This is a genomic window from Phocaeicola sp. RTP21198st1_B8_RTP21198_201120 (assembly GCF_040929485.1).
Taxonomy (GTDB): domain Bacteria; phylum Bacteroidota; class Bacteroidia; order Bacteroidales; family Bacteroidaceae; genus Phocaeicola; species Phocaeicola dorei.
Genome location: NZ_JBCOCI010000016.1, coordinates 15,698 through 40,673, shown reverse-complemented (window position 1 = coordinate 40,673; position 24,976 = coordinate 15,698). Strand labels below are relative to the sequence as shown.

Sequence of the window (24,976 nt, the reverse complement as noted above, 5' to 3'; positions counted from 1 at the left end):
TACATAAGAACCTTTGAAAAAAGAATCGGAAAGTACCCCCATACTCCCCGATTCGACAGCTAACAATTGACCTTAATCAAATTTATTAACTTAACACATTACAAAGATATGAGAAAAATTTCTTTGGAAGGGTATTTATGCCCAAAAAGTTTAGGCTTTAAACAAATATTACGAACTATGAAGATTACCTTATTTCTTCTTTTGGCTACTACATTCAGCGCATTTAGCGTAAATGTACACTCTCAAAATGCAAAAGTTAGTTTTGATACCCACACCATGAAGGTAGCTCAATTAATCTCGACCATTGAAACACAGACCAATTATCTGTTTGTCTATAATAAAAAGAATGTGGACCTTAACCGCAAAGTAACTGTTAAAGCCCGTAACAAAGCCGTATCCGAAATTCTGGATGAAGTTTTTTCCGGAACAGGAATCTCTTATGTAATGGAAGGAAAGAATATTGTTCTGACTAAAGAAAGCAACATAGCCCGTGAAGAAGTGAAGCAGCAGAATACAATCACTGTAAAAGGTGTTGTAACGGATATGCAGGGTGAAGCCATTATCGGTGCAAACATACTTCAACAAGGTACTACTAACGGTACTATTACAGATATTGACGGCAACTTTACCCTGGAAGTTCCCACTGATGCACAACTAGCCGTTTCCTACATCGGATATAAAAAAGTCATCATTCCCGTAAACGGAAAAACCAACTTTACCATCAAGATGGAAGACGACGCCCTGAAATTGGAAACTGTTGTAGTAACCGCTATGGGTATTAAAAAGAAAGAAGCTTCTTTGACTTATTCTACACAGCAATTGAATGGTGACGAGCTGAATAAGGTAAAGGATGCGAATATGATTAATTCACTAGCCGGTAAATCCGCCGGTGTACAGATTACAAAGAGTTCATCCGGTCTTGGAGGTTCGGCAAAAGTATCTATCCGTGGTGCGCGTTCAGCATTCGCCAGTGGTAACAACCAACCGTTGTATGTCATTGATGGTGTTCCCATGCTGAATATCACAACAGAATCAACAGCCACCGTTATGGGAGGTGAAAATGACGGTGTCAACCATGACTCTGGTGACGGTATTTCCAATCTGAACCCTGACGACATTGAAAGTATGAGCATATTGAAAGGTGCATCCGCAGCAGCTCTTTACGGCTCACAAGCAGCTAATGGTGTCATTTTAATTACAACAAAATCCGGAAAAGCCGGTATGTCAAGAATTACATTTTCTTCCAACCTGACAGTAGACCATGCTATCAGCCTGCCCCAATTCCAAAACAATTATGGACAAACTGCCGATGGTACCAGCAGCTGGGGTAGCAAAGGGAACCTGACAGACTATGACAATGTGGACAATTGGTTCGGAAACGGGATCACTGCTATCAACTCTTTAACTTTCCAAACAGGCAATGACAAGATGCAAACCTACTTCTCTTATGCTAATACCCGAGGTACAGGTATCGTTGACTCAAACAAACTTCAAAAGCATAATATCACTTTCCGTGAAACAGCCAGTTTTTTCAACGATCGCTTGAAATTGGATGGAAATGCCAGTTTGATGACACAGACTATCCGGAACACTCCTGCCGGAGGCGGTTATTATCTGAATCCGCTAGTTGGTCTGTATTCTTTCCCCCGTGGCGCCGATTTGGCTCCGTATGCTGAAAATTTTGAAGTATTCGACACGGATCGTAATATGAATTTACAGAATTGGTACACAAAGAATGAAGACGGCTCATTCAGTGAATGGGATCAGAATCCGTACTGGATTAAAAACCGTGTGACCAACAAGAGTAAACGTTATCGCGCATTGGCTTCTATCAGTGCAAATTTAAAAGCTACTGATTGGTTAAGTTTCCAGGCACGTGGCAATGTAGACTACGTAAGTGATAAATTTGACAACAAGATGTATGCTTCAACAGCTGCAAATATTGCCGGCAAGAATGATGAGACAGGGCTTCCCAACGGACGTTATGTATGGTCGGATGAACAAAATTTCCAAGTATATGGTGACTTCATGGCCATGTTTAACAAAACATTGGATGACTTTTCTATCAACGCAGCATTGGGAACCAGCATCAATGTGAGCAAAGCCAATTCTTTGATGATTGACTCCAAAACAGCTTCTTTATATCGCCCTAATGTATTTACCGTTTCCAATATCATCTTCTCTTCAAAGGGATTTATCAACCAGACGATTGATGCGAAACGTACTATACAATCCTTGTTCGGTACAGCGCAAGTAGGTTGGAAAGATGCTCTTTATCTGGATGTTACAGCACGTAATGACTGGTCTTCCACTTTAGCGAATACAGAAAGTATGAAAAATGGATTCTTTTATCCGTCAGTAGGTTTGACTTGGATTATGAGCAACAGTGTCAAACTGCCGGAATGGATCAATTTCTCAAAATTCCGTGGTTCATTCGCACAGGTTGGTAATGACCTTCCTATCGGAATTACAAACTTAGCGGATATTATTCAATGTGGTGGAAGTATCCAGACCAATGACATTGAGCAACGTGGTGATTTGAAACCGGAAATCAGTACTTCCATTGAATTCGGTACAGAATGGAAATTCTTCAATAATCGCTTCGGTATTGACTTTACATGGTATCGTACTGATACTAAAAATCAGTTGCTGAAAGTAGCCAATCCGGCAGGTTCACTTTATGCATTCCGTTATATCAATGCAGGTAAAATTCGCAATACCGGTATTGAATTAACCGTAGAGGGTACTCCTTTAATGAATGAAAATTTCCGTTGGAAAACTGCTGTAAATATGTCCATGAACAGAAATAAGGTTGTTTCCTTACACAAGGATTATAAATCATTCCGTTATGGTTCGGAAGGGTTCTCCATGGCATACGATATGTGGGTAAAAGAAGGTGGAAAACTGGGCGATATCTATGGTAATGGATTTGAAAGAGATGAAAATGGCAAGATCAAAGTAAATGAGGCAGGAAATCCGATTAAAGTAACAGGAAACAACACTTTATTGGGCAACGCCAACCCCGATGCTTTATTAGGATGGAGCAATACCTTTACTTACAAAGGATTTACTTTATATTTCTTGATTGACGCACGCATCGGAGGTGATGTTATGTCATTGACTCAAGCACACCTGGATGCAATGGGCGTCAGCAAAGAATCCGGAGAGGCACGCGACCGTGGGTATGTGGAATATGAAGGTATCCAATTCAAAGACGTTCCTAATTTCTATGGTACTGTCGGAGGCCGTAACGGTATTTCAGAATACTACATGTACGATGCAACGAATGTACGCTTGCGTGAATTAACACTAGGTTATTCATTCCCGGCATCCATTCTCTCCAAAACTAAATTTATCAAAGGACTGGATCTTACATTGGTTGCACGCAATTTATTCTTCTTGTACAAAGATGCTCCATTTGATCCGGATGCAACTTTGTCAGTAGGTAATACTCTGCAGGGCGTTGATGTGTTCGGCATGCCGACTACACGTAACATCGGTTTCAACGTTAAGTTCACATTCTAACCTTAAAAACAAAGACATTATGAAAAGTTCAAAATATATTTCAATTTTATGCATGGGCGGCCTCCTGAGTCTTGCCTCATGCACAGACGGATTCGAATCTGATAATAAAATCAACGGTAGTTTTGATGATATCGTAAAAGAATATGATTTCCAGAAATACACCACTAATTTTGAGACCATTCAAAAAGGTATTTATTTTAACTACGACTGGGGAGAAGGAACCACTTGGCCCTGGCAAACATTCCAAAACCTGAATCATGATATGTTCGCAGGATATTTCCATGATTTTGCTTCTAAATTCTGCGATAAAAATACGGTATACGCATTAGAGGCAGGATGGACGGCCAGTGCATGGAACTATACCTATAATTACATTTTCCCGGTAGCCCATAAATCGACGTTGATTACACAAGATGAAGCCAAGTACAAGCATTTTTATGGTGCCACCCTTATTCTGAAAGTAGAAGCCATGCATCGCATTGCTGATACTTATGGCCCCATTGTCTATTCTAAATTCGGAAAGAATGAAGCAAATTCCGTTGACACTCAGGAAGAAGCCTATAAAGCTTTTTTCAATGACCTGGATAAAGCCGTAGAGGCATTGGATGCTTATCTGAAAGAAGGAGGTAAAGAAGATGGAGTAAAAAGTATCAATATGTCCAATTGCCCGACTGCCAGCAGGTGGATTAAATTTGCAAATTCATTGCGCCTTCGTTTGGCCATGCGTGTATCTAATGTAAATAAGGCACTTGCCGCCAGCGAGGCCAAAAAAGCATTGGAAAACTCTTATGGTGTTATTGAATCATCCGCAGAGAACATCCAAATCTCCGGTAAAGGATATCAAAACCCGCTAGCAGGTGTCGCCGGCTGGGGCGAAACCTACATGGGAGCAACAATGGCTTCTGTTTTAAACGGTTATGAAGATCCACGCATCAGTATATATTACAGTCCGGCGACATTGACAGACCACACAGAGGAATATTTAGGAGTGCCTCAAGGAGTATATGCCAAGGATGGTGATCCCAATTACTATCAAAGTTATTCTTTTATCAATACTAAAACAATCGCCGCATCCACACCCGCCGTTCTTCTGACAGCAGCGGAAGTTTGGCTCCTACGTGCCGAAGCATCTTTACGAGGTATCAATCCGAAAAGCGAAAGTGCAAAGCAATGTTACGAAACCGGTGTTCAAGCTTCATTCGACCAATGGGGCGCCGGAGATGCAAGCCTCTATCTGGCAAGCAAAGGCAAACCGACAGATTACATTAATTATGCAGCAGGTCCCGGAAAAGATATGAAAGCATTGATAACCACTACTCCCGATTTTGACGATGCAGCCAATCAAGAAGAGCAACTTGAAAAAATTATCACTCAAAAATGGATTGCCTGTTGGCCGGAAGGTATGGAAGCATGGACCGAACAACGCCGTACCGGATATCCGAAATTATTCAAAGTCCAAACCAACAATAGCAACGGTACAATTGATACGGACATCATGATTCGTCGCCTCCCCTTCTCACAGGATGATGCCAAGAAAGATCCGGAACAATATAAGAACCTTTGTACGGCTCTTGGCGGTGCAGACAACGGCGGTACACGTCTATGGTGGGATACAGGTAAAAACAACTTTTAATTCATATTTCAATAACAACTATCACTTATAAGAGAGAGTCTAAATGTTTCGCTTAATTTAGGGTATTAGCATAAGGCGAAAAGACTTTGCAAGACGGGGAGCGCGATGTTTCCCGTCTTTTTCTATTTTTCAGATGACATTCTATATTATTTTCCTATCTTTGTCCGAGCTATGAAATAACATACACATACAGCAAACTTTTTCCGGATATTCACCGTTTAACTGAAAAAAATATATGAAAAAGTTTCTAAGTAACACCATCGTGCAACTGCTTATTGCCGTAATTATCGGACTGTCGGCAGGTTTCGTCGTAAACGACGCTGTGTTGGAAGCCATCGTTTGCATAAAACACATTACGGGACAAATCATTTTCTTTTTAGTTCCTCTTATCATTTTAGGATTCATCGCTCCCTCCATCGCACACTTGCGCAGTAATGCGTCAAAGATGCTTTTATTTGCTTTTGGCATTGCTTATCTCTCCTCCATCGGGGCTTCTTTCTTCGGGGCTGCCGTAGGATACAATGTAATTCCTTTCCTGCATATAGCCGATGATGCCAACTCACTGAAAGCATTACCGGAGAATCTGCTGAAGATAGATATTCCACCAGTCATGAACGTAATGACTGCACTGGTACTGGCCGCATTGATAGGGCTTGCCACTGCTTGGGTAAAATCGGACGAAATATCAAAGTTGTTGGACACTTTCCAAAAAATGGTACTTGAATTGGTGAAAAGGGTATTGCTTCCTGTACTTCCTGTGTTTATTGCCGCCAATTTCTGCATTCTCAGCTATCAGGGAGCTGTTACGAAACAATTACCTGTATTCCTCTCCATTCTGATAGTTGTTATTGTTTGCCATTTCATCTGGCTGACACTACTCTATTTCATTGCGGCGGTTTATTCCAGAAAGAATAGCTATCAAGTACTGAGATACTACGGTCCTGCCTACCTCACGGCATTAGGTACGATGTCTTCGGCAGCCACATTGGGTATAGCATTGGAATGTGCCCGTAAAAGCCCGATACTGAGAAAAGAGATCAGCGACGTAACAATACCTTTATTCGCGAATATACATTTGTGCGGCTCTATCCTGACAGAAACCGTATTTGTACTCACGGTATCACAAATGCTTTATGGAAGCATGCCCAGCATATTGCAAATTACTTTATTCATCCTGTTATTAGGATTATTCGCCATTGGTGCACCGGGAGTACCGGGTGGAACAGTACTTGCCTCTTTAGGGCTCATCATCTCTGTCCTTCACTTTGATGAAGCCGGAACTGCACTACTACTTACGATTTTTGCATTGCAGGACAGTTTTGGAACAGCTTGTAATATTACCGGAGATGGGGCACTAACGCTTATTACGGATACTTTCGAAAAAAAATAGCATCGAAAACTTCATAAAAACAACTATTTTTTCACTACAGGTTACACAGATTTAAATCAAAATTCTAATCTGTGCAACCTATGATGGGAAACTTATTTCAAGACTTCTTCCAACTTTTGTTGCAAAGCCTCGCCTTCCAATCCTACCGCCAAAATCACTCCATTGGGGTCCAACAAAAAATTCATAGGAATCCAACGAATAGCATACTGCACGGCTGCATCCGACTTCCAGTCCTTCAAATCTGAAACATGAGTCCATGTCAATTGATCTTTCTCGATAGCAGCCAACCAAGGTTCTTTCTTACGATCCAGAGAAACTCCTAAAATAGTAAAATTCTTATCCTTGAATTTATTCCAGGCAGCAACAATATTCGGATTCTCCTTGCGGCAATCAGGACACCAAGAAGCCCAAAAATCAATCAATACATATTTTCCTCTCAAACCGGATAAGGTGACGGGATTACCATCTACATCGGGCAATGTAAAATCCGGAGCTACAGCTCCCACTTGAATATTTTCCATCCGCTTGATAAAATCATCTATCTGATTGACGTACATGGTTCCATCTAATGAGGCATCTAATTTGGCACGTAATGCCTTCATTTCCTCCAGATTCAACTTATAAGCGAAATCTTTCACAACAAAATAAGGAGTAACGGCCGATGCAGGATGAGCAGATACCAAACTATCTATGCTATATCCATCCTGACGAGTCAAAGGAGCATTCTGTGCATACAAATCATTCAAAGCAGAACCTGTCACAGTCAATACCTTTTCCGATTCATTCATCTTCAACTGCATCTCTTCGTTATCTAAAAAGAATACCAACGGACGTTTGCTATCCTTGAACGTAGTCAACCCGTATGCCAACGGCTCAGTACAAGCACCTTCAAATTTGAAAACACCATCCGTAATTACAGCCGAATCCACATCTATGAAAGATTTATCCTGATACTTCTTCAGATACACCATTCCATTCTTTACATCTGATATTTCCCCATTCAGAGTATATCCTTTTTTCTCTTCACTACATGAGAGTACAGTCATAGCCAGTACACCCGCAAAAAGCACATTTACAATTCTTTTCATCTCTATTTTCCTTTATATTATAACTTGCCAAAAATAAATATTCCTCAGGAATTATGCAAACTACATCACTCCTATTTGGAAATTAACTCTCCCTGAGTTACCTTTGTAACTTCAACTAACTATTATATAACCTATGAAAAAACTCCTATTTCTAGGCGCTCTCCTGTTGTCAACAGTATGTATGAACGCCCAAACTTCCGAATATTATCAGGAAGCAGCCAATCCTATTGCCACCAACCCCACTTTATGGGCGAAAGTTACAGCCCCACAAATCAGCTGGGGAAGCACAGACATCCGCTATAAGAAAGAGGAACCAGCCCCTATCCGTAGTACACAGAAAAGTATAAACCTTACTGCATGGAAAGGTGAAAAGGTTTCGGCCCAAATGGTAGTATGGACTCCTAAGACACTGAATGATTTGACTCTCACAGTCAGTGATCTAATCTCTGGTGAAAATACCATCAGCAAAGATGATATCCGTACCGGCTTTGTACGCTATGTCATGACTGATGAACTGAACAAAGACGGTTTGGGCGCATGTGGCTACCGCAATAGCGCCGACTTTGATTCAACTTTAGTAGCAGATGTAATAGACCACATCACTCCCGCTCTGACTCTTCCCGCCAACTCCACCCAAGGGGGATGGATCCGTATCAACGTACCCCAGCAGACTAAAGCCGGGAAATACACAGGAACAGTTATAGTAAAGGCCAACAATAGTACACTGGCCGAATTGAAACTGAATATCCAAGTGAAAAACCGTACGCTGCCTCCTCCTTCCGAATGGGCTTTCCATTTGGATTTATGGCAAAATCCATACGCAGTATCCCGTTACTACAATGTGGAACCATTCAGCAAGGAACATTTCGACTTGATGCGCCCATTAATGAAATTATATGCTGATGCAGGCGGTAAAGTAATTACAGCCTCCATTATGCACAAACCTTGGAACGGACAGACATACGACGCTTTTGAGAGCATGGTTACTTGGCTGAAAAAAGCGGATGGAACATGGTACTTTGACTATACCGTGTTCGATAAATGGGTGGAATTTATGATAGACCTTGGAGTCAAGAAGCAAATAAGTTGTTACTCGATGGTTCCCTGGCGTCTTTCTTTCCAATATTTTGATCAAGCCAGTAACTCTTTCAAGTTCTTGGAAGCCAAACCGGGCGAAGCCGCTTATGAAGAATTCTGGATAAATATGTTGCAAGATTTCGCAAAGCATCTGAAAGCAAAAGGCTGGTTCGATATCACTCACATTGCGATGGACGAACGCCCGATGAAGGACATGCAGGAAACACTGAAAGTGATCCGTAAGGCTGATAAAGACTTTAAAGTTTCTTTGGCAGGAACTTATCACAAAGAACTATTGGATGATCTGAATGACTATTGTATCACCATTGCCGAGAAATTTACTCCCGAAGAGATTGAAGCGCGCCGGAAGGCAGGCAAAGTAACTACTTATTATACCTGCTGCACAGAGCCCCGCCCCAACACTTTCACTTTCAGCGAACCTGCCGAAGCTGAATGGCTGGCATGGCATAGTGCGAAAGAAAATCTGGACGGATATCTTCGTTGGGCTTTAAACAGCTGGGTGAAAAATCCCCTACAAGACAGCCGTTTCACAGCTTGGGCTGCCGGAGACACGTATATGATTTATCCGGGCGCCCGTTCATCCATCCGGCTGGAACGCCTGACAGAAGGAATACAATTTTTTGAGAAAGTACGCATTCTGAAAGAAGAATTTGAAGAAAAAGGCAATAAAGGAGCTATTAAGAATATAGACAAAACCTTGAAAATGTTTGATGAATCAAGCATGGATAAGATTTCTCCTACCACTGCCGTAAACAAAGCAAAAAAAGTTATCAACCGATACTAGAAAAAGGGAAAATACCTTTATTACATACATATATATATCGGACCACACATATGTATGTAATAAAGGTACTTCAAACTAAAAGCCGAACAGAATTAACTTGTGGGAAATAGGATGGATGAATCCCCGATAGCTTCAAAAGTAACTTAAGTGCATTGGGCAAGTAACTTAACTTACTTGACACTTTCACTTAACTTACTTGGCTCACGAAGTCAAGTTACTTTATTTGCCCTATATTTCTCAAATAAATTCTGTTCGGCTATATAAAATGGCAAGTTCTAGTTTTAACTTTATCCTCCCTTTCCTTTATACAAGTTTATTCTTCGGGTATATAAATGATTTCTCCATTATCCAATTCATAGGCAATACCCACCTTTTTTCCTTTCTTGCCGCTTTTGACATCCTGATCCTCAGAAGGGGTATAACGGTTAATCTTCTGCCCTTCCTTGGTTATGATTTCCATGTTTTCCTTACCCGGATTCTTCACCATCGTAAAATCTTCCTGACTAAACATTTCAGTCATATTATAACGGGTAACCAAGGCCACCATTAACGCTACAGCAAACACCATCGCCACATCAAACAGATTGCTGACCACGCTCATCGGGTCACTATCCTCCTCTTTTCTTAATAAATTACGTTTCATCTCAAGCTGTACGTTTTTCAGTGAGCAATTCAGAAAGGAATTCCAGATTAGTCATATCCTGTAAATACCAGCGTTGCTTCACCTGCTGGGTTATGAAACCGATAGCACTAGAAAACAGACCAACTACAGTCGTAGCAAAAGCGACCTGCATATTATACGCCATAGAAGCGATATCACCAGTAGAAAGTCCCACCAAAGCAGGTCCCATTGGAATCAATGTACCCATCAATCCAAGCATCGGTCCCATCTTGGTCAATGTTTTTGAAATAGCCAAATCCTTATCAGCAGTAATTTCAAAATCAGCCAACAGGCGCTGCACATGTGCCGGACGGTCTTTTGACTCCAACACCCGACGGATATACGCAATGACCAACGAGTTCGACTTCACAGGAAGTTTGCCTTCCAATTCGGGCAAAGTATCTATAGTCAGTGTATCAAGCTGTTGACGCAACAACGCATCCGTACGCCGAATAGCCAGATACTGCCCGAAAAAACTGCCTATCAATAATAGCGAACGGATGAAAAGAATAATAAGCAATACAACAACAGGGACTAAAAGTCCGTTCGAAATCCAAAACAGAATGTCTGATATAAGATTCATAATGTCAGTAAGTTTTAAATGTTTGTTTTTATTCGTCTATATTTATATATAACCAATCCAATGAGTCCTCCACCTGCCAGCATAATTATCAAGCCGGTCAATGCCCCCCAATCCACCTCGCTTACACCTGTTACGGCGGTACGACCATTTACAGTAGCAATAATTCCCAATATGGCGGTCAATGCATTAGTGAGGAACAATAGCTCCAACCGTAATTCCTTTTCCGGCAAAAGATAACGAAGAAACAATGTGCCTGCAGAAATCAATATCAATACACCTGCCGCCATACTCCATGCGACAAGAGAAAAGGAAACACCCGGAAAAGAGAAGATAAGATATACCAATCCGCTAAACAAGACAGGAAATATCAAAATCCCCGGAAACCAACGTAAAGCACGGTAAGCCCAAAGAGTACGTTTCTTAACAGGCCCTGTAGTAAGCACATGAACAGCCAACATACAAAAAGCCATCTGTAAGGCAACTTCCACTGTAAGCACCACCGAAGTGTCAAGCATCAATTGGACATTTGCCAACCAATCAGCAATCTGTGTCTTAGACTGCTGAATAGCATATGGCCACATCAGTCCCACAAAGAGGGTGGCTACAACAGCTATTGCTGCAACCGATCCTCGTTTACGAAATGTCTGTTTCATCATAAAATTGAAACAGACCAATATCATAAGAACAACTACAACTGTTTCCATAGCCTGTTATTCCTGCATTTTTTTACGGCGACAACGCACCAATACAATTAAAACAAGAACTGCAGCCACCACTACAACACAAACAACAGTATTGCTTACCGTATTCGTCTGTTGTTCCGTACCGACTGTATTCATCTCTTCTTTTTTCATCACCATACCCTTTTGCTCTTTTGAAGCAGCAACTTCACGTATCTGACTGATGTTTTCCTTATACCGGGATGCAGTCTGTGCATCCGTTTTAGAAGCTATGAACTGACGTAATTTAGCATTATCACAAACAAAACCAGAACAAGACGGTTTATATTTATTCACCAAATCGGTATGTAGTTTGGCAATATCCGCTATCTGTTGCCCGCTAGCCTGCCACATTCCTTTACGGATAGTTTCCATCATTACCGCAGTCATTTCTTCCAAAGCGGCAGGGTTCTGCTTTTCAAAATAATCCTGCACTCCCAAGTTAAATTTATCCTTTACATACACATCATATATCTCATTCCACATTTCCTTATCAACAGCCTGAGGTTTCATGACATTCCAACCATACGTATTTTGCACAATCTCAGCAAAAGTATTAGCTGCGCCGGCCTCCCCTTTCATTTTTTCCTTAATATAAGCAGGATTGAATATTGTGGTACGGCTCTCTATACCAATAGCTTCTTTCACCTCTTGCATACGGGCATTGTTACGGTTACGATAGTCGCTCAGATACGCATCAGGATCTTTACCGGTCACATTACGGACAGCAAGATTCATACCTCCCATAAACTCATACACATGATCCAGACTTAATGCACCCCATGTATTGCTTTGACGTGGCTGAATAACCGCATCCGTACGTGTCAAAGCAGCTTCCAAAGCAAATTGGCGAACAGTTTCCCAATTCTTTTCACTACCATAAAAAGCACCCATATTATTCAAATAAACATCGGCGATTTCCTTTTCACTTTCCCAACGGTCACCAGATTGCACCATACTTTGTATACCCGTACCATAATTACCATTCACTCCTCCGAACACACGGAAAGTAGACATTTCACGGGCCTCTTTTGGAGTCAGACCTTTTTCTATTAATACACGTTCAGCTTCCACAACACCTGCTGCTACTTGATTTTCAAATTGATCTTCTCTAGCATTGGCTGCCATCTCTACGGCACGATTAACAAGAAACAGACGTGAAGCGGCAATATCTCGCAGCTGCCCGCTAGTCTGCACTACCACATCAATACGAGGACGGCCTAATTCAGCAGAAGGAATCAGACGAAGATCCGTCACACGCCCAAACGTATCACGAACAGGCTCTACACCCAGCATATAAAGCACCTGTGCAATAGTAGCACCGCCGGTTTCTATAAATTCTCCACTCCATAATGTATAACTTACTTTACGAGGAACAGAGTCATTATGACGACGGCGATACATTTCGATAGTGTTGTCAGCCAATTGTTTTCCTTTTTCCCATGCAGATTCCGACGGAGTTTCTTCAGCATTGATAGCGAAAAGATTTCGTCCTGTAGGTAATGTATTAGGATTGGCGATGGGATCACCACCCGGTGAAGGCTGCGTATATCCTCCGTTCAACGCATTCACCATAGAGGTCAATTCTCTTTCCGGACTTTCCAAAAGAGCACTCTTATAATTGCCCACATTCTTCAAGGTACGTTCTACTTCCACGACAGCCAAAGCAAAATTCATCTCCTCTTTAGAATATTCTTTTTTCTTGGACATCATAGCTTTCATCATCGCTTCCATGCCTCCGAATTTATCACTATCCGCTTTTTCACGTTTTCCTCGAGAAGTTGTTTTCATTGTAACCGTATCTTTGGCCAGTGTATTCATACCTACAGCACGACTCTTGTACATTCCTGTTTCCATTTTCTTTAAAGCTTCAGGGCTTGCACCCATTTTTTTTGCAAGTTCCATAGCTTTCTCAGGATTCATACCTTTCGCTATTTCCTTCATTTTCTCTTTCATAGACCCGGATATGCTATTCCTTTTCGAACATCCGCTTTGGTCAGCCTGCATTATTCCACTGCTCATATCAGCATGTGTTTTAGCCTCAGCCGGAGCCTCTTCAGCTAATGCCATCATCATGGTCATCATGCCTTGAGGAGTATTACGGGATTTATTGATTTCATGTGCTTTAGCAAGTTCATCGGAAGTAATGCCAGTAATACGGCAAATCAATTCATCAGAAGCCAACGATGGATCAGCCAACAGACGAGTGACCAAATCACGTGCAGGTTCTAAATAACGCTGAGTAAAAAGAGTGCGATGTTTCTCTACCTGTCCGTCCGCACGATTACGTAGTTTATCTAATGCCAACAGACTATAGGCTATCGGCTCGGTAGCCATAGCATACACACTGGAAGTAATACGAATGGGTTCATAAGGAATCCCCATTGTATACAACTGACCTGTAATCTTCTCATTTGCCAGTTCCTCTGCAAAATTTTCTATACGCTGAATATCTTCCTCGGCATAAGGAACAGTAAGAAGACTATCCAATTCCAATTCACGATGGATGCCCAGTTTCACCGTGAGTTTCTTTACCGCCAATGAAGCACGGTTCAAAGCGTCTTTATTTCCGGTAGACAGTACAGCCTGCCCATCGGCCGGAAGTAAATTATTGTATGTTTTGACAGCCTCAGTCAGTTCACGATAAATGGTGCGGACACTACTTTCCATAAAAGGTGGAGTAAGATAAGATTGCAATCCCGCATACGAACGACGCTTAGCAATCATCCCTTCACCTACATTGCCGATGGAATAAATATAAAAATGAGGTAATGCACCTACCAGACGGTCGGACCAGTCATTGCTGCACAAAGCAACTTGTTTGCGCGGAGTGAACTCTAAACTGCCATGAGTACCGAAATGAATCAACGCATCAGCTTTAAATCCGAATTGTGTCCACAGATAAGAAGCAATATAAGTATGTGGAGGAGCTGCATTGGTTCCATGTACTACTTTAAATGCATTATCCCCACTACCGGCCGCATTCTGTGGCAAGAGCACCACATTTCCAAATTGCAAACGAGCTACTCCTAAACGGCCGTCGGAAGTAGTCATATATGCTCCGGGAAATTCACCATTGGCAGCTATTACTTCGGCATACATTTCAGGACGAATGGATTTCTTTATCCAACTCTCATATTGTTCTTTTGTTATGAGTTCGGGCTTGCCGGTTTCCATAAACCGATCAAAAGCTCCTTCGGCATACGAACCAAATACGGCTCCTTGAGATTGTATCATCTGTTCCAATTCTTTCGAAGAGGTAGGCAAACCGTCCACCTTGTAGCCCTCGCGTTTCATACGCTGCAACAAGTTATAAAGTGAAGGAACCACTTCCATACTACCCGCAGTCAGTGCATTCTGACCAGGACCTTTATAATAATAAATAGCAACGCGTTTCTCACTATTGGGTTTACGCTGCAGAGCAATATAGTTATTAACTGTTTCTACAAAAGTTTCCAAGCGTTCTGGAATAGCATAAGCGTGTTGCAAACCCTCCTCATCCTTATAATGTCCAAAAAGAGCGAACGGACGGATAGCTCCATCTATCTCGGGAGTAACAATACTTTGTGACATAAAGCCGCCATTCATCCCCATCTTGTCCCTCTCCCACTCCTCTACCAAGCGATTTACATTCAATGGAGAGAAAAGCGGTATATTCTGTTTCGCCAGATAATCTACAATAGGTTCACCCATACGTCCATGCGCCATATTGATAATAGCAGACGGACGGACAGAATCAATTCCATGGTTCTGAATAAAAGAACGCATGGAACGTATAGGATAAACCATATTGCCAGTTTCCTCCAATTTAGCAATAAGCCCGGAAGGTTCACCCATCGGACCGGTCACAATAATACGCGGAGCATTCTCTTTCCACAAGCCGTTATGTTGCAGAAAAGTATTGTATCCGGCTACCGTATTGAAACCCAACTCTTCGTCTTCGGGTTTCTTTGGATCCATGTGATAAAGCACATCATCGGCACGTTTCATTACGGCTTCCGGTTCAGACACAGAGAATAGTTTTTTATCAATATGCACACGCACATAATTCAGCATACTGCGATAGTTACGACGTCCTCCATTAGACAGATAATGTTTCAATATATCCGCTTGGATGGAATCCAATGAAATAATCTTGTTTGCAGGATTGGTAGCGGCAGTAGTCAATACCGGCAGACCACCATCGGCTGCCTTTTGTATTTGCGCACGTTGCTCTTCAGTAATCCTTAATCCCATGGCATTGATAAATACCATATCATAACCGGCCAATCGGTTCAGATCATCTGTGCTCAGTTCACTGATTTTAATAAATGAGTTGTCATTAGCTTTAGATATCTGCCCTAAACTGATTACCTGATAGTTGATGAAAGCCACTTTAGTTGCACTGAACCAAAGATTCCATACACCAAACAAAAGCAGCAAGATGACTGCTATCCCTCCGCCAATCAATAATTGTTTCTTCTTCATATCTTTATTTAAATCACATAGTTTATTTAGTATTAGCAGCCAAATTTCATTTGAACAATTGTTCTATATCCAATGACAAACCGGCTGAAAAAGTTGTTCCTTTAGTAGCAGGCGAATTATTATAATAACGGAAAGGGACATAATTAAACAGGTTGTCTACCGCCAAAGTCATATCAACACCTTTCCATACTTTCTGAGACAACGTAAGCTTCCACATTGTATACGCCGGATAGGTCACCTTCTCAGTTTCTTCATAAGAAGTGTTCGAAGTATATTCCTCCGTATTCACCTTGGACAGAAAGCGTCCGTTCAAAGCAACATTAAACGCATAGTTCTTCCAATGCTTGTCATACTCAAGACGGACAGTAGCCGTATGCGGGCGAGTACTTGAAATGACAGGTTGCCCTTTCTTTATATTCTCGTGTGTATAGGCGTAAGATAAACGTGCCGACAGTCCACAAGGATATTTGACGGAAGCATTTGCCTCGGCACCGGATATCCTGATATTTGATATATTGGTATATACCTGCCCTTTCAACGCCTCACTCCACGCCGTAGTGATACGATTATCAACTACATTATAGAAACCTGTCACCGTCAAATTATAACGACCTTTCATATATTCTGCCGAAAGAGAAAAATTATGGCTGGTTTCAGGCTTCAAGTCAGGATTACCATAAATCATAAAAATACTTGCCATATCAAAATTCATATACATTTCTTTCAAAGTAGGAGCTCGGAAACCACCAGCATAGGAACCTCTCAATGAACAGTTTCCTATTTTATACATCAGTCCTAATTTGGGAGAGAAATGATTAATATCGGAATCTGAATAATAATCAAAACGTAATCCTGTGATGACATTGAAATATTTCGTCGGGTTCCAGTCAAACTGTGCAAAGCCGTCCACTGTATACTGATGTTTACTTCCATTATTGGCAAACTGATAGGACATTAAATAATCACGCATATAATCACCACCCACGGTGAGAATATGCTTACCGACAAAAGTATGATTATAAAAAGTATGAACCGAATGTTGTACATTACTATAATCACGTACATCATTAGCATCTTGCGGCAAGTAGTCGCTCTTATCATACTGGTCGAAAGAATAAGCTATTTCCAGATCCTTATCTTTATCCAATACATAATTTCCTTTCACCCCACCACTGAAGTCTCGATAACGGTCTTTACTAGTCTGTGACTTCTCACGTTCACGAAAAAAATATCCGGCACGTGCCGTCAGTTTCAGATGGTCATTAGCAGTATAGACCAAACGTTCTTTGAAATTCCAAGTTTTATCACCATACACCTTTTTAAATGCCCAATCCTCCGTTTCCTCATTTGTTTTTCCATCTGCCAAATCTTTTTCATCTACTTGGGTATGCTGTACATTAGTCACACTATTGAATTTTCCAACATTGAAACCTATTGTTCCTCCATAACGCTGCTCATTATAAGCCCCGTAACGTCCATTGAGATTCACAGTCCAAGGCTCCGCAGGCACTTTACTTATGATGTTTACCACTCCTCCTACCGCATTCGAACCATAGAGTGAAGAAGCCGCACCTTTTACAATTTCAATACGCTCCACATTGCTCATATTCAATCGGTTGTAGTCTATATTATCCAAAGTCTCACCTGCCAGACGCTCACCATCAACCAGAAAAAGTACAGCATTTCCACCAAATCCTTGCATATTGAGAGAAACTTGCTGGTCCATGGAATAAGAGAATTCAATTCCCGGCAGTTCTGCCTGAAGTAAATCTCCAATATGGGTAGCATCTACTTTTTTTATTTCATCGGCAGTAATGACACGAGTTACAATGGGAACATCTTTCAGGAGTTTCGGAGTACGGGTTCCCGTTACAACTACAGTTTCCATATTTACAGCATCTTCTTTCAGTATAAAATCAACTTTACCTGTTTTACTGACAGACACTTTATGAGTCTGCGAGATATACCCCATGTATGAAACCTGTAGAGTATATTCTCTATTATCGGGTAATTTCAACATGTATTTTCCCTGTGTATCCGTAGTGGTTCCCAAAGTTACTTTTTCTTTTACGGAAACTGTTGCTCCCGTCAGAGGTTCTTTATTTTCATCAAATACAGTTCCCGAAATAATTCGTTGTGCTGATACTGATACCGCCATCAGCCAACACAGTATCAAGCACACGTTTCTGAGTAGTCTATGCATATCGTATGTCGGTTTACAATTCAAACGGATAAATATAATCAATAGTCATGAAGCCTTTTACACCACTAGCATTCATATAATTTGTGAGACGAACAGCCGCATAAGTTCCATCTTTCAGCTTTACCATATAAACCTTGTTTGAAAGAGTATAGGTAGGTGGCATATTACTTTTATCAACATTCAACCATTTGGATAGTTCTTCATTATAATAGGATTCCATATAAACAATATTACCATCCATCATACCTGACATATCAATGGCTATCTTAGCGGTAGTCCAAACATCCTCCACATAGGCTCCTTCGGGCATCGCATCCGCATTCCGTAAAGCAGAAAAACCTGTGAAACCGGTTTCCAATACTGCTCCAGCATTGGTTTTAACATCATAACGATGAACAGCAATATCCCATTCCTCCGGTTCTTTCTGTTCAGAATCCGTCACATTTACAGAATCTACTTTTTGTGTATGGAAATCGATAAAAGTCCAACGTCTATAATCAGTAGCATCAATATAAATAGTACCCGAATGGGTAGAAGGGTCTGTTCTTATAAAACCCAATTCATTACTATCCGAAGCAGCAGGACTATCATATATTCCTTCCAAAATACCATCACATGCCGAGAATGGCAAAAGCATCATTCCCAGTATGGTTATAATAGAGAGATATCTTTTCATGCTATTTAGTGCCTACAAAAGTCGCAGTAATAGCCATAGGCATGGCTCCCGGCTTTAGTGTAAAGATCAGATCAGCTTTTTCATCCTTAATCGTTCCTTGTAAACTTCCTGTATATTTTACAGTACCAACAGTTACATCAATAGCACTTTCCGGAAAAGTATAAGTAACATTATCGGAGGTCTGTACTTTAATTCCAGGTATAGCAATATCCGGCAATGACATCATTCCTTCACCAGCACCACCAACTAGAAGAACTTGAACAGTTCCTCCTTCTTCCGCAGTAATTTTCACCTGACTGTCTGACGTTCCTTGATCATTTCCTGATACTGAGAGTGATAATGTTCCATTGTAAGTACCAGCAACCTCCTGAGCCGGGATCACGGTATCTTCCTTTTTATTATCATCATCACTACATGCTACTGCACACAATGCAATAGCCATCATCGCTAAATAGTTTTTCAATTTCATAATACTTTTGTTTTATTGATTAATAGTTATTATTTTATGTTTTAAAATTTGTTGCAAAGTTACCCTTACTACCAAGGGTACACAATACCTAAAAATTGGGGTTTTATTGCTAATAATCACATATATAATAAAGTACACAAGTACTTATTTTTAGGTATAAAACTGGATTTTATCACCATTAATAGGTATTGTCAGTATATACTTCTATAACTAATTTTGCAAAAAAAAACAAGCATGGTTAAACTGGTACATCATGAAATGCCTGTGAACAAGACACTTCATCATAGAAAGATAGAGATTCTGGCTGTACTAACCCTACTTATAGGTAGTCTGTCATTCCTTATTTACTCCTATTGTTCCCACGACGCAAATAATCCATTGTGCCGATGTTTGCTTTGCACTTTGAACCATACTCCCGAAGATGGGGAATATTTATATAATCGATACTTAGTAGTAATCAGTATCACATGGGCGGCACTTATATTCGGAACTTTATTTGTAATTTTATATCACATAGAAAGAAAGAAGAAAAAATGAAACTAAAAAAAAGAAATGTGTTTATCGGTATCACCTCATTCCTAATTGTATTGTTTACCATGCCGCTAGGACATGCATTGATGATCTTAATGGAACACCTGATGGAACCGGTAACCATGCATTACGCAACCTTTTTCATGGGATTAATAGGCTTAATAATGGTCATAACGGGCGTATTTGCCAAAGGAGATACTCAACAAACTCTTTGGGGGCTATTCGGAGGTCTGTTATTTTGGACAGGATGGATTGAATTCATTTATGTGTATTACGCACATCGTTTCGGAGTACAGCCACTCATAGTAGACGGAGAAGTGGTAACCAAACCAGAATATCTGATCATGCCCTCTTCTTTCGGATTTTGGATTATGTTCATGTTACTCTACTTATTCAATATAAAAAGCGGATGCGATTTTTTCAATTATCTGCAACGGGTATTTTTCCGCAACAGCAAAGTACAAGTAGAAATGCGTCCCATGACACGCCACACCTCACTGGTTACTTTCATGGAGCTGAATCTTATTTTATGGACCAATTACATGGTATTGCTATTCTGCTATGATGATAATTTTATAGGTGACCGCCATCCTATCACCGCATTGGTTGCATTCGGCTGCCTTGTAGGATCACTATTTATGTTCCGAAGATTGATAAATATCAGTCAATGGGGATACGCTCTCCGTTTTTCTATTGCTACAGTAGTCGTATTTTGGACTTTCGTAGAAGTTATGGGAAGATGGAATGCCTTCCACGAAATCTGGGTGGAACCAATGACATACCAATCAGAAATGATTACCATTTTCCTTGCATTTATCGTGCTAGTCACCTTTTTATGGTATAAATCCATCAAAAATAAGAAAACATTATAATCTTTCAAGCGCTCCTTTATTTATTTTTTATGCAGATAAGCCGAAGGGGGTGCTCCAAAGTGAGATTTGAAGCATTTACTAAAATAAAGAGGGTCATTCATTCCTACTTTATAAGCTATTTCACTTACATTGTATATACCCTCCTGCAAAAGTTCCATAGCCCTTTTCATACGAAGGATACGCATATATTCATTAGGTGTATATCCGGTCACTCCTTTTACTTTCCGAAAAAAAGCAGCACGGCTTACCCCCACCGCAGATGCAAAATCCTCTATAGTGAATTCCGGGTTGTCCAATTGTTTTTCCAAAATAGTCTGCAATTTTTCACCAAATTTCCTATCCAGTTCTGTAGAACATAAAGCCTGACTTGTCATAGCAGGGTCATTAGAGAATTTTCGTTTTAACTTTTCCCTCTGTTCAATAAGTTGAAATATACGTGCTAATAACAATCTGGAACTGAAAGGCTTCGTTATGTATGCATCCGCACCACTTTCTACCCCTTCAAGTTTATTTTCCGAAGTGCTCATAGCAGTCAGCAAAATAATGGGAATATGACTGGTCTCAAAATCACATTTCAGTTTACGTGTCACATCAAAGCCATTCATACCAGGCATCAATACATCACAAATAATCAAATCTACCTCAAAAGACTGAGCTTTTTGTAAACCGGAAAGCCCATCCGGTTCACTTATGATCTCAAAATAAATACCAAGTTCCGTTTCTAAAAACTTACGCACATCTCCATCATCTTCTATTATCAATATTCTTTTTTTATTCAAAGGGTCCGGGGGCACTGAATCATGATTTACTGTTAAATAGGTATCACACTGCTCATGAACAAACGATTCTTCCTGAAGGATGCTTGATACTAGGAAATCGTTTTTTCCATAAACACTGGAATCTAACGGTAAGATAACAGTAAACACAGAACCACCTCCCTCATTTTCATCAAATGAAATGCTTCCTTTATGTACATTTACCAGTTCATAAGTCAAATGTAAACCGATTCCCACACTGTTATGTGAAAAACCACTTTGCATGAAACGGGAAAACAGCTCTCCTTGCTTCTCCTTAGGAATCCCTACGCCGTTGTCACTAACCGATATAAATAATTTCCCCACTTCCTCATTAACGATAATTGCAAAAACAACCTTTCCTCCTTTAGGAGTATATTTTAAAGCATTCGAAAGAAGATTATAGACTATTTTATCCAATTTACTTTGATCAACAAACATCTTATAAGATGACGTAGAAGGAGCAAAATGAAAATCAATCTGTTTGTCATCTGCCGTTTCCTTGAAACTTCGATAAATATCATAAAAGAACACCATCACATCTGTTTCTTCCAGCATCAAGGAAAGTTTATTGTTCTGCATTTTACGAAATTCCAACAATTGATTAATCAGACGAAGCATCCTATTCGTACTTTTATTCATCAACTGTATGGGATAAACCATCTCTTTGGGAATCTTATTCAAGCTCTCTATTTTTTCCAAAGCTCCCTGAATCATTGTCAACGGAGTACGGAATTCATGTGAAATATTAGTAAAAAACATGAGTTTGTACTCTGTCAACTGTGTTTCTACCTGAATGCGATTCCGTAAATTATTGAAATTCCGTATCAAACAAAAAGCAACATACAACACAATAACAACGACAAGAAAATAAAAAAGATAGGCCCAAGTGGTTTCCCAAAACGGAGGCGTGATAACAATATTGAGCACAGTTTCTTCATCACTCCATATCCCAGCAGAATTACATGCTTTTACATGCAGATGATAAGTGCCGGGAGAAAGATTTTTATAAGAAGCAAAATTCAAAGAAGAAGGGGTACTCCATTCATTATCAAAATGACTCAATTTATAAATAAACCTTGAAGGAAATGCCAAAGAATAATCCAATGTTGAAAATTCTATAATGAATGAATTCTGGTCATAATCTAATTTTATATTCTGTGTATAACTTAACGCCTGTGTCAAAGGAGAATCCTTCTCACCAACCTGTACTGTGATTCCGTTCACTTTCAAATTAGTTAGAATAACATTCCGGGTCATAGGAGATGAAGTTACTTTCAAAGGATCAATGACTATGACTCCATGATTTGTTCCAAATAGCAAAAGTCCATCTTCAGTTATGGCAGCGCCATGTTCGTTATATACATTTCCTTGCATAGAAGCTGAAAAGAAGAAATTTTCAAAAGTTTCCGTATCAGGTGAAAAACGAGATAAACCATACTGAGTGGCAATCCATATTTTTCCAGTCTTATCTTCGATAATAGACTCTACCATGTTATTGACCAAACCATCAGTTGTGGAATAATGGACAAATTTCAAGTTCCTATAATCCTCACTAGGGTTACAAACAGAAAATCCGCCTCCCAACATTCCTATCCACATACGATTCTGACTATCACGAAAAATACATTTAATTTCATATCCGGGCAAATCTCCATTTTCATAATTATAAAGTTTATAATTATGAGCATCAGCAATAATGGAATCTCCATAAAAAACACATAATCCCTTATTAGTTCCTACCCATAACCTTTTTTTATTATCCTGAGTGATCATCCTGACTTCCTGCAAACGACCGGATCCAGTCAGGAACTTACGAAAAACATACCTGTCTTTTCGTGAAACCGCCAAATTCAGTCCTCCCCCAAAAGTTCCTATCCACATCCTATTTTTATCATCACGATAAATATCGAATATATTCTCATGTGCCAATGACAAGGTATCACCTGCCATTTTATGATACCAACGTCCGTCAATACATAAACCCATCGTACGGGTTCCCAACCATAATTTACCATCTCCATCACAAGAAGCCGCATAAATATAATTGTATGGCATCTTATAACAAGATGCAGCCTCCAAATTTTTATCATAAGCGTAAACATTCCCTTGACGCGTACCAAACCAGAAACCACCATCGGGCATCTTTACCACTGTACGTATAGCATTCACATAATCATTTATACTCTCATGTTCCGGATAAATACGATAAGATCCTTCACTTAATACGGACAAAAGTGTAACACCGGCAAACTCCGATCCTACCCATACATTTCCCGAGTGATCGAGTAATAAGCTATGCAGAAAATTGGAATGAACTAGATTTTTACCAGTCTCCTGATAAGTGTAATGGCTGATTATATCTTCTTGGGGATTATACACAAATAAACCATAGCCAAAAGTAGATATCCATATCAATCCTCTGTTATCCTGTATTACTTCATAGCGTTCCTCGGCAGCAGGCATCATCTGAGCGGCATCTATCAATGACAGTATTTTACATATTCCGGTTTCCTTCTGAAAATAATGCAACACACCGGTCTGATTAAAAACATAGAAATCCCCCTGATTATCTCTGACAAAACGAGCGTTGGGGATATTAATCGGGTTGTCTAATCTTACCTGCCGGGTAGATAAATGAAACCTGTAACTTCCTTTTGTTGTAAAAAGCCACCAATCATCTTTCGTGCCAAAATGAGTAGTAAAATGAAAGTCAACGTCATCCTTTCCGATTCTTTGAACAAAATGTAGTTTTTCATCCTCATCATAAACATAAATATCACCATTATCAGCAAGAAAAAAGCATGCGTTCTCATAAGAAAATGCTGCTCTGAAATTATGCATATCAGAAATTACTTCGATTTTGTTTCTTGTTACTTTCACCAATCCTTCCTGAGTACAAATCCAAACATTCCCTCTAGAATCTTCAATCAAACTATTCACTTTATTAGAAGGTAGTTTGCCATTTTCACATTGAAATGTCACAGAGGAAAAATGTTCATTTTCAAATGAAATCTTTCTGCAACCTTTTTGTCCATCCCATAACCAATTATCACCATTAGCAGTTTCTACACGATAAGCATAAGCTTGGTCGTGTTCCCCACATCCTGTAAAATCCACAAAACAATTATGTCTTAAATCATAGCAACTGAATACATTTGAAGTAGAAAGCACCCATAAAAAACCATTTTTATCTTCATCAATCTTCTTGACATGATAATCCGCTAATGAAATCGGACTATCCTTTTCCGGTAACAATGTTATAAAAGAGTGACCATCATACCGGCTCAGTCCATTAGTGGTACTAATCCAGATAAAGCCTTTCTTATCTTGAAAAATATCTCTAATTGTATTATTGGCCAATCCGTCACTGGATGTAATATGAATAGATTGTATATCAATAACTGCATATGCATTCCATTCCAGACAAACAAAGAAGAGCAACAAAAAAAATATACGATTTTTCATATCATTCGGTTTAAC

At 40.0% G+C, this 24,976-nt stretch carries 15 protein-coding genes; 6 read left to right on the top strand and 9 right to left on the bottom strand.

Annotated elements, in window-relative coordinates:
* Positions 1 to 108: 108 nt before the first annotated feature.
* The 3 genes from AB5935_RS09040 to AB5935_RS09030 all read left to right on the top strand — a co-directional run bounded on the left by AB5935_RS09040 (position 109) and on the right by AB5935_RS09030 (position 6,548).
* On the top strand, positions 109 to 3,525 hold the full coding sequence (locus AB5935_RS09040; protein WP_234245353.1) for a TonB-dependent receptor: 3,417 nt from the start codon (positions 109 to 111) through the stop codon (positions 3,523 to 3,525).
* 19 nt (positions 3,526 to 3,544) lie between these two features.
* Positions 3,545 to 5,158 carry a SusD/RagB family nutrient-binding outer membrane lipoprotein gene (locus tag AB5935_RS09035; protein WP_234258899.1) on the top strand — a complete coding sequence of 538 codons (1,614 nt, stop codon included), beginning with the start codon at positions 3,545 to 3,547 and terminating at the stop codon, positions 5,156 to 5,158.
* A gap of 235 nt (positions 5,159 to 5,393) precedes the next feature.
* Positions 5,394 to 6,548, top strand: a complete 1,155-nt coding sequence (locus tag AB5935_RS09030; RefSeq protein ID WP_007836908.1) for a dicarboxylate/amino acid:cation symporter — start codon at positions 5,394 to 5,396, stop codon at positions 6,546 to 6,548.
* Between the two features lie 92 nt (positions 6,549 to 6,640).
* Here the strand turns inward: AB5935_RS09030 and AB5935_RS09025 are convergent, their stop codons facing one another.
* Positions 6,641 to 7,636: a TlpA disulfide reductase family protein gene (locus AB5935_RS09025; RefSeq protein ID WP_007836907.1), complete on the bottom strand. Its 996-nt coding sequence runs from the start codon at positions 7,634 to 7,636 to the stop codon at positions 6,641 to 6,643.
* A 133-nt stretch (positions 7,637 to 7,769) separates the two neighbouring features.
* On the opposite strand from AB5935_RS09025, the gene AB5935_RS09020 reads away from it, so the two are divergent.
* A complete protein-coding gene (locus AB5935_RS09020; RefSeq protein ID WP_368327399.1) occupies positions 7,770 to 9,518 on the top strand; it encodes a glycoside hydrolase domain-containing protein in 1,749 nt (582 codons plus the stop codon).
* A 313-nt stretch (positions 9,519 to 9,831) separates the two neighbouring features.
* Here the strand turns inward: AB5935_RS09020 and AB5935_RS09015 are convergent, their stop codons facing one another.
* The 7 genes from AB5935_RS09015 to AB5935_RS08985 are packed head-to-tail and all read right to left on the bottom strand — an operon-like array spanning position 9,832 to position 19,296.
* Positions 9,832 to 10,161 carry a DUF2149 domain-containing protein gene (locus AB5935_RS09015; RefSeq protein WP_032945922.1) on the bottom strand — a complete coding sequence of 110 codons (330 nt, stop codon included), beginning with the start codon at positions 10,159 to 10,161 and terminating at the stop codon, positions 9,832 to 9,834.
* A 1-nt stretch (position 10,162) separates the two neighbouring features.
* Positions 10,163 to 10,762 (bottom strand): MotA/TolQ/ExbB proton channel family protein, encoded by a 600-nt coding sequence (locus AB5935_RS09010; protein ID WP_005839065.1) that lies wholly within the window; start codon positions 10,760 to 10,762, stop codon positions 10,163 to 10,165.
* Positions 10,763 to 10,776: 14 nt separating this feature from the next.
* Complete coding sequence (locus AB5935_RS09005; RefSeq protein WP_032945923.1) at positions 10,777 to 11,466, bottom strand: hypothetical protein; 690 nt, start codon at positions 11,464 to 11,466, stop codon at positions 10,777 to 10,779.
* Positions 11,467 to 11,472: 6 nt separating this feature from the next.
* Positions 11,473 to 15,948, bottom strand: coding sequence for a cobaltochelatase subunit CobN (locus tag AB5935_RS09000; protein WP_032945924.1), 4,476 nt, complete (start codon positions 15,946 to 15,948; stop codon positions 11,473 to 11,475).
* 46 nt (positions 15,949 to 15,994) lie between these two features.
* Positions 15,995 to 18,151, bottom strand: coding sequence for a TonB-dependent receptor (locus AB5935_RS08995; protein WP_005848805.1), 2,157 nt, complete (start codon positions 18,149 to 18,151; stop codon positions 15,995 to 15,997).
* A 13-nt stretch (positions 18,152 to 18,164) separates the two neighbouring features.
* Entirely contained in the window at positions 18,165 to 18,827 is a 663-nt protein-coding gene (locus AB5935_RS08990; protein ID WP_005839056.1) for an HmuY family protein, read from the bottom strand.
* Position 18,828: 1 nt separating this feature from the next.
* Entirely contained in the window at positions 18,829 to 19,296 is a 468-nt protein-coding gene (locus tag AB5935_RS08985; RefSeq protein WP_007836867.1) for a calycin-like domain-containing protein, read from the bottom strand.
* A 234-nt stretch (positions 19,297 to 19,530) separates the two neighbouring features.
* Between AB5935_RS08985 and AB5935_RS08980 the strand changes: the two genes are divergently transcribed.
* Both AB5935_RS08980 and AB5935_RS08975 read left to right on the top strand, forming a co-directional pair.
* Complete coding sequence (locus tag AB5935_RS08980) at positions 19,531 to 19,833, top strand: hypothetical protein (protein WP_007844761.1); 303 nt, start codon at positions 19,531 to 19,533, stop codon at positions 19,831 to 19,833.
* Positions 19,830 to 20,699 carry a hypothetical protein gene (locus tag AB5935_RS08975; protein WP_022185843.1) on the top strand — a complete coding sequence of 290 codons (870 nt, stop codon included), beginning with the start codon at positions 19,830 to 19,832 and terminating at the stop codon, positions 20,697 to 20,699. The genes AB5935_RS08980 and AB5935_RS08975 overlap by 4 nt, the downstream gene beginning before the upstream one ends.
* A 20-nt stretch (positions 20,700 to 20,719) precedes the next feature.
* Here the strand turns inward: AB5935_RS08975 and AB5935_RS08970 are convergent, their stop codons facing one another.
* The gene (locus AB5935_RS08970; protein ID WP_368327398.1) at positions 20,720 to 24,961 is read right to left on the bottom strand and encodes a two-component regulator propeller domain-containing protein; all 4,242 of its coding nucleotides are present in this window, start codon (positions 24,959 to 24,961) and stop codon (positions 20,720 to 20,722) included.
* Positions 24,962 to 24,976: the final 15 nt, after the last annotated feature.

Bases quoted from the DNA above. Each gene is read 5' to 3' on its own strand.
- AB5935_RS09040 (WP_234245353.1), top strand. From the start codon at position 109: ATGAGAAAAATTTCTTTGGAAGGGTATTTATGCCCAAAAAGTTTAGGC.
- AB5935_RS09005 (WP_032945923.1), bottom strand. From the start codon at position 11,466: ATGGAAACAGTTGTAGTTGTTCTTATGATATTGGTCTGTTTCAATTTT.
- AB5935_RS08970 (WP_368327398.1), bottom strand. From the start codon at position 24,961: ATGAAAAATCGTATATTTTTTTTGTTGCTCTTCTTTGTTTGTCTGGAA.
- AB5935_RS09010 (WP_005839065.1), bottom strand. From the start codon at position 10,762: ATGAATCTTATATCAGACATTCTGTTTTGGATTTCGAACGGACTTTTA.
- AB5935_RS08975 (WP_022185843.1), top strand. From the start codon at position 19,830: ATGAAACTAAAAAAAAGAAATGTGTTTATCGGTATCACCTCATTCCTA.
- AB5935_RS09015 (WP_032945922.1), bottom strand. From the start codon at position 10,161: ATGAAACGTAATTTATTAAGAAAAGAGGAGGATAGTGACCCGATGAGC.
- AB5935_RS09030 (WP_007836908.1), top strand. From the start codon at position 5,394: ATGAAAAAGTTTCTAAGTAACACCATCGTGCAACTGCTTATTGCCGTA.
- AB5935_RS08985 (WP_007836867.1), bottom strand. From the start codon at position 19,296: ATGAAATTGAAAAACTATTTAGCGATGATGGCTATTGCATTGTGTGCA.
- AB5935_RS09000 (WP_032945924.1), bottom strand. From the start codon at position 15,948: ATGAAGAAGAAACAATTATTGATTGGCGGAGGGATAGCAGTCATCTTG.
- AB5935_RS08995 (WP_005848805.1), bottom strand. From the start codon at position 18,151: ATGCATAGACTACTCAGAAACGTGTGCTTGATACTGTGTTGGCTGATG.
- AB5935_RS08980 (WP_007844761.1), top strand. From the start codon at position 19,531: ATGGTTAAACTGGTACATCATGAAATGCCTGTGAACAAGACACTTCAT.
- AB5935_RS09020 (WP_368327399.1), top strand. From the start codon at position 7,770: ATGAAAAAACTCCTATTTCTAGGCGCTCTCCTGTTGTCAACAGTATGT.
- AB5935_RS08990 (WP_005839056.1), bottom strand. From the start codon at position 18,827: ATGAAAAGATATCTCTCTATTATAACCATACTGGGAATGATGCTTTTG.
- AB5935_RS09025 (WP_007836907.1), bottom strand. From the start codon at position 7,636: ATGAAAAGAATTGTAAATGTGCTTTTTGCGGGTGTACTGGCTATGACT.
- AB5935_RS09035 (WP_234258899.1), top strand. From the start codon at position 3,545: ATGAAAAGTTCAAAATATATTTCAATTTTATGCATGGGCGGCCTCCTG.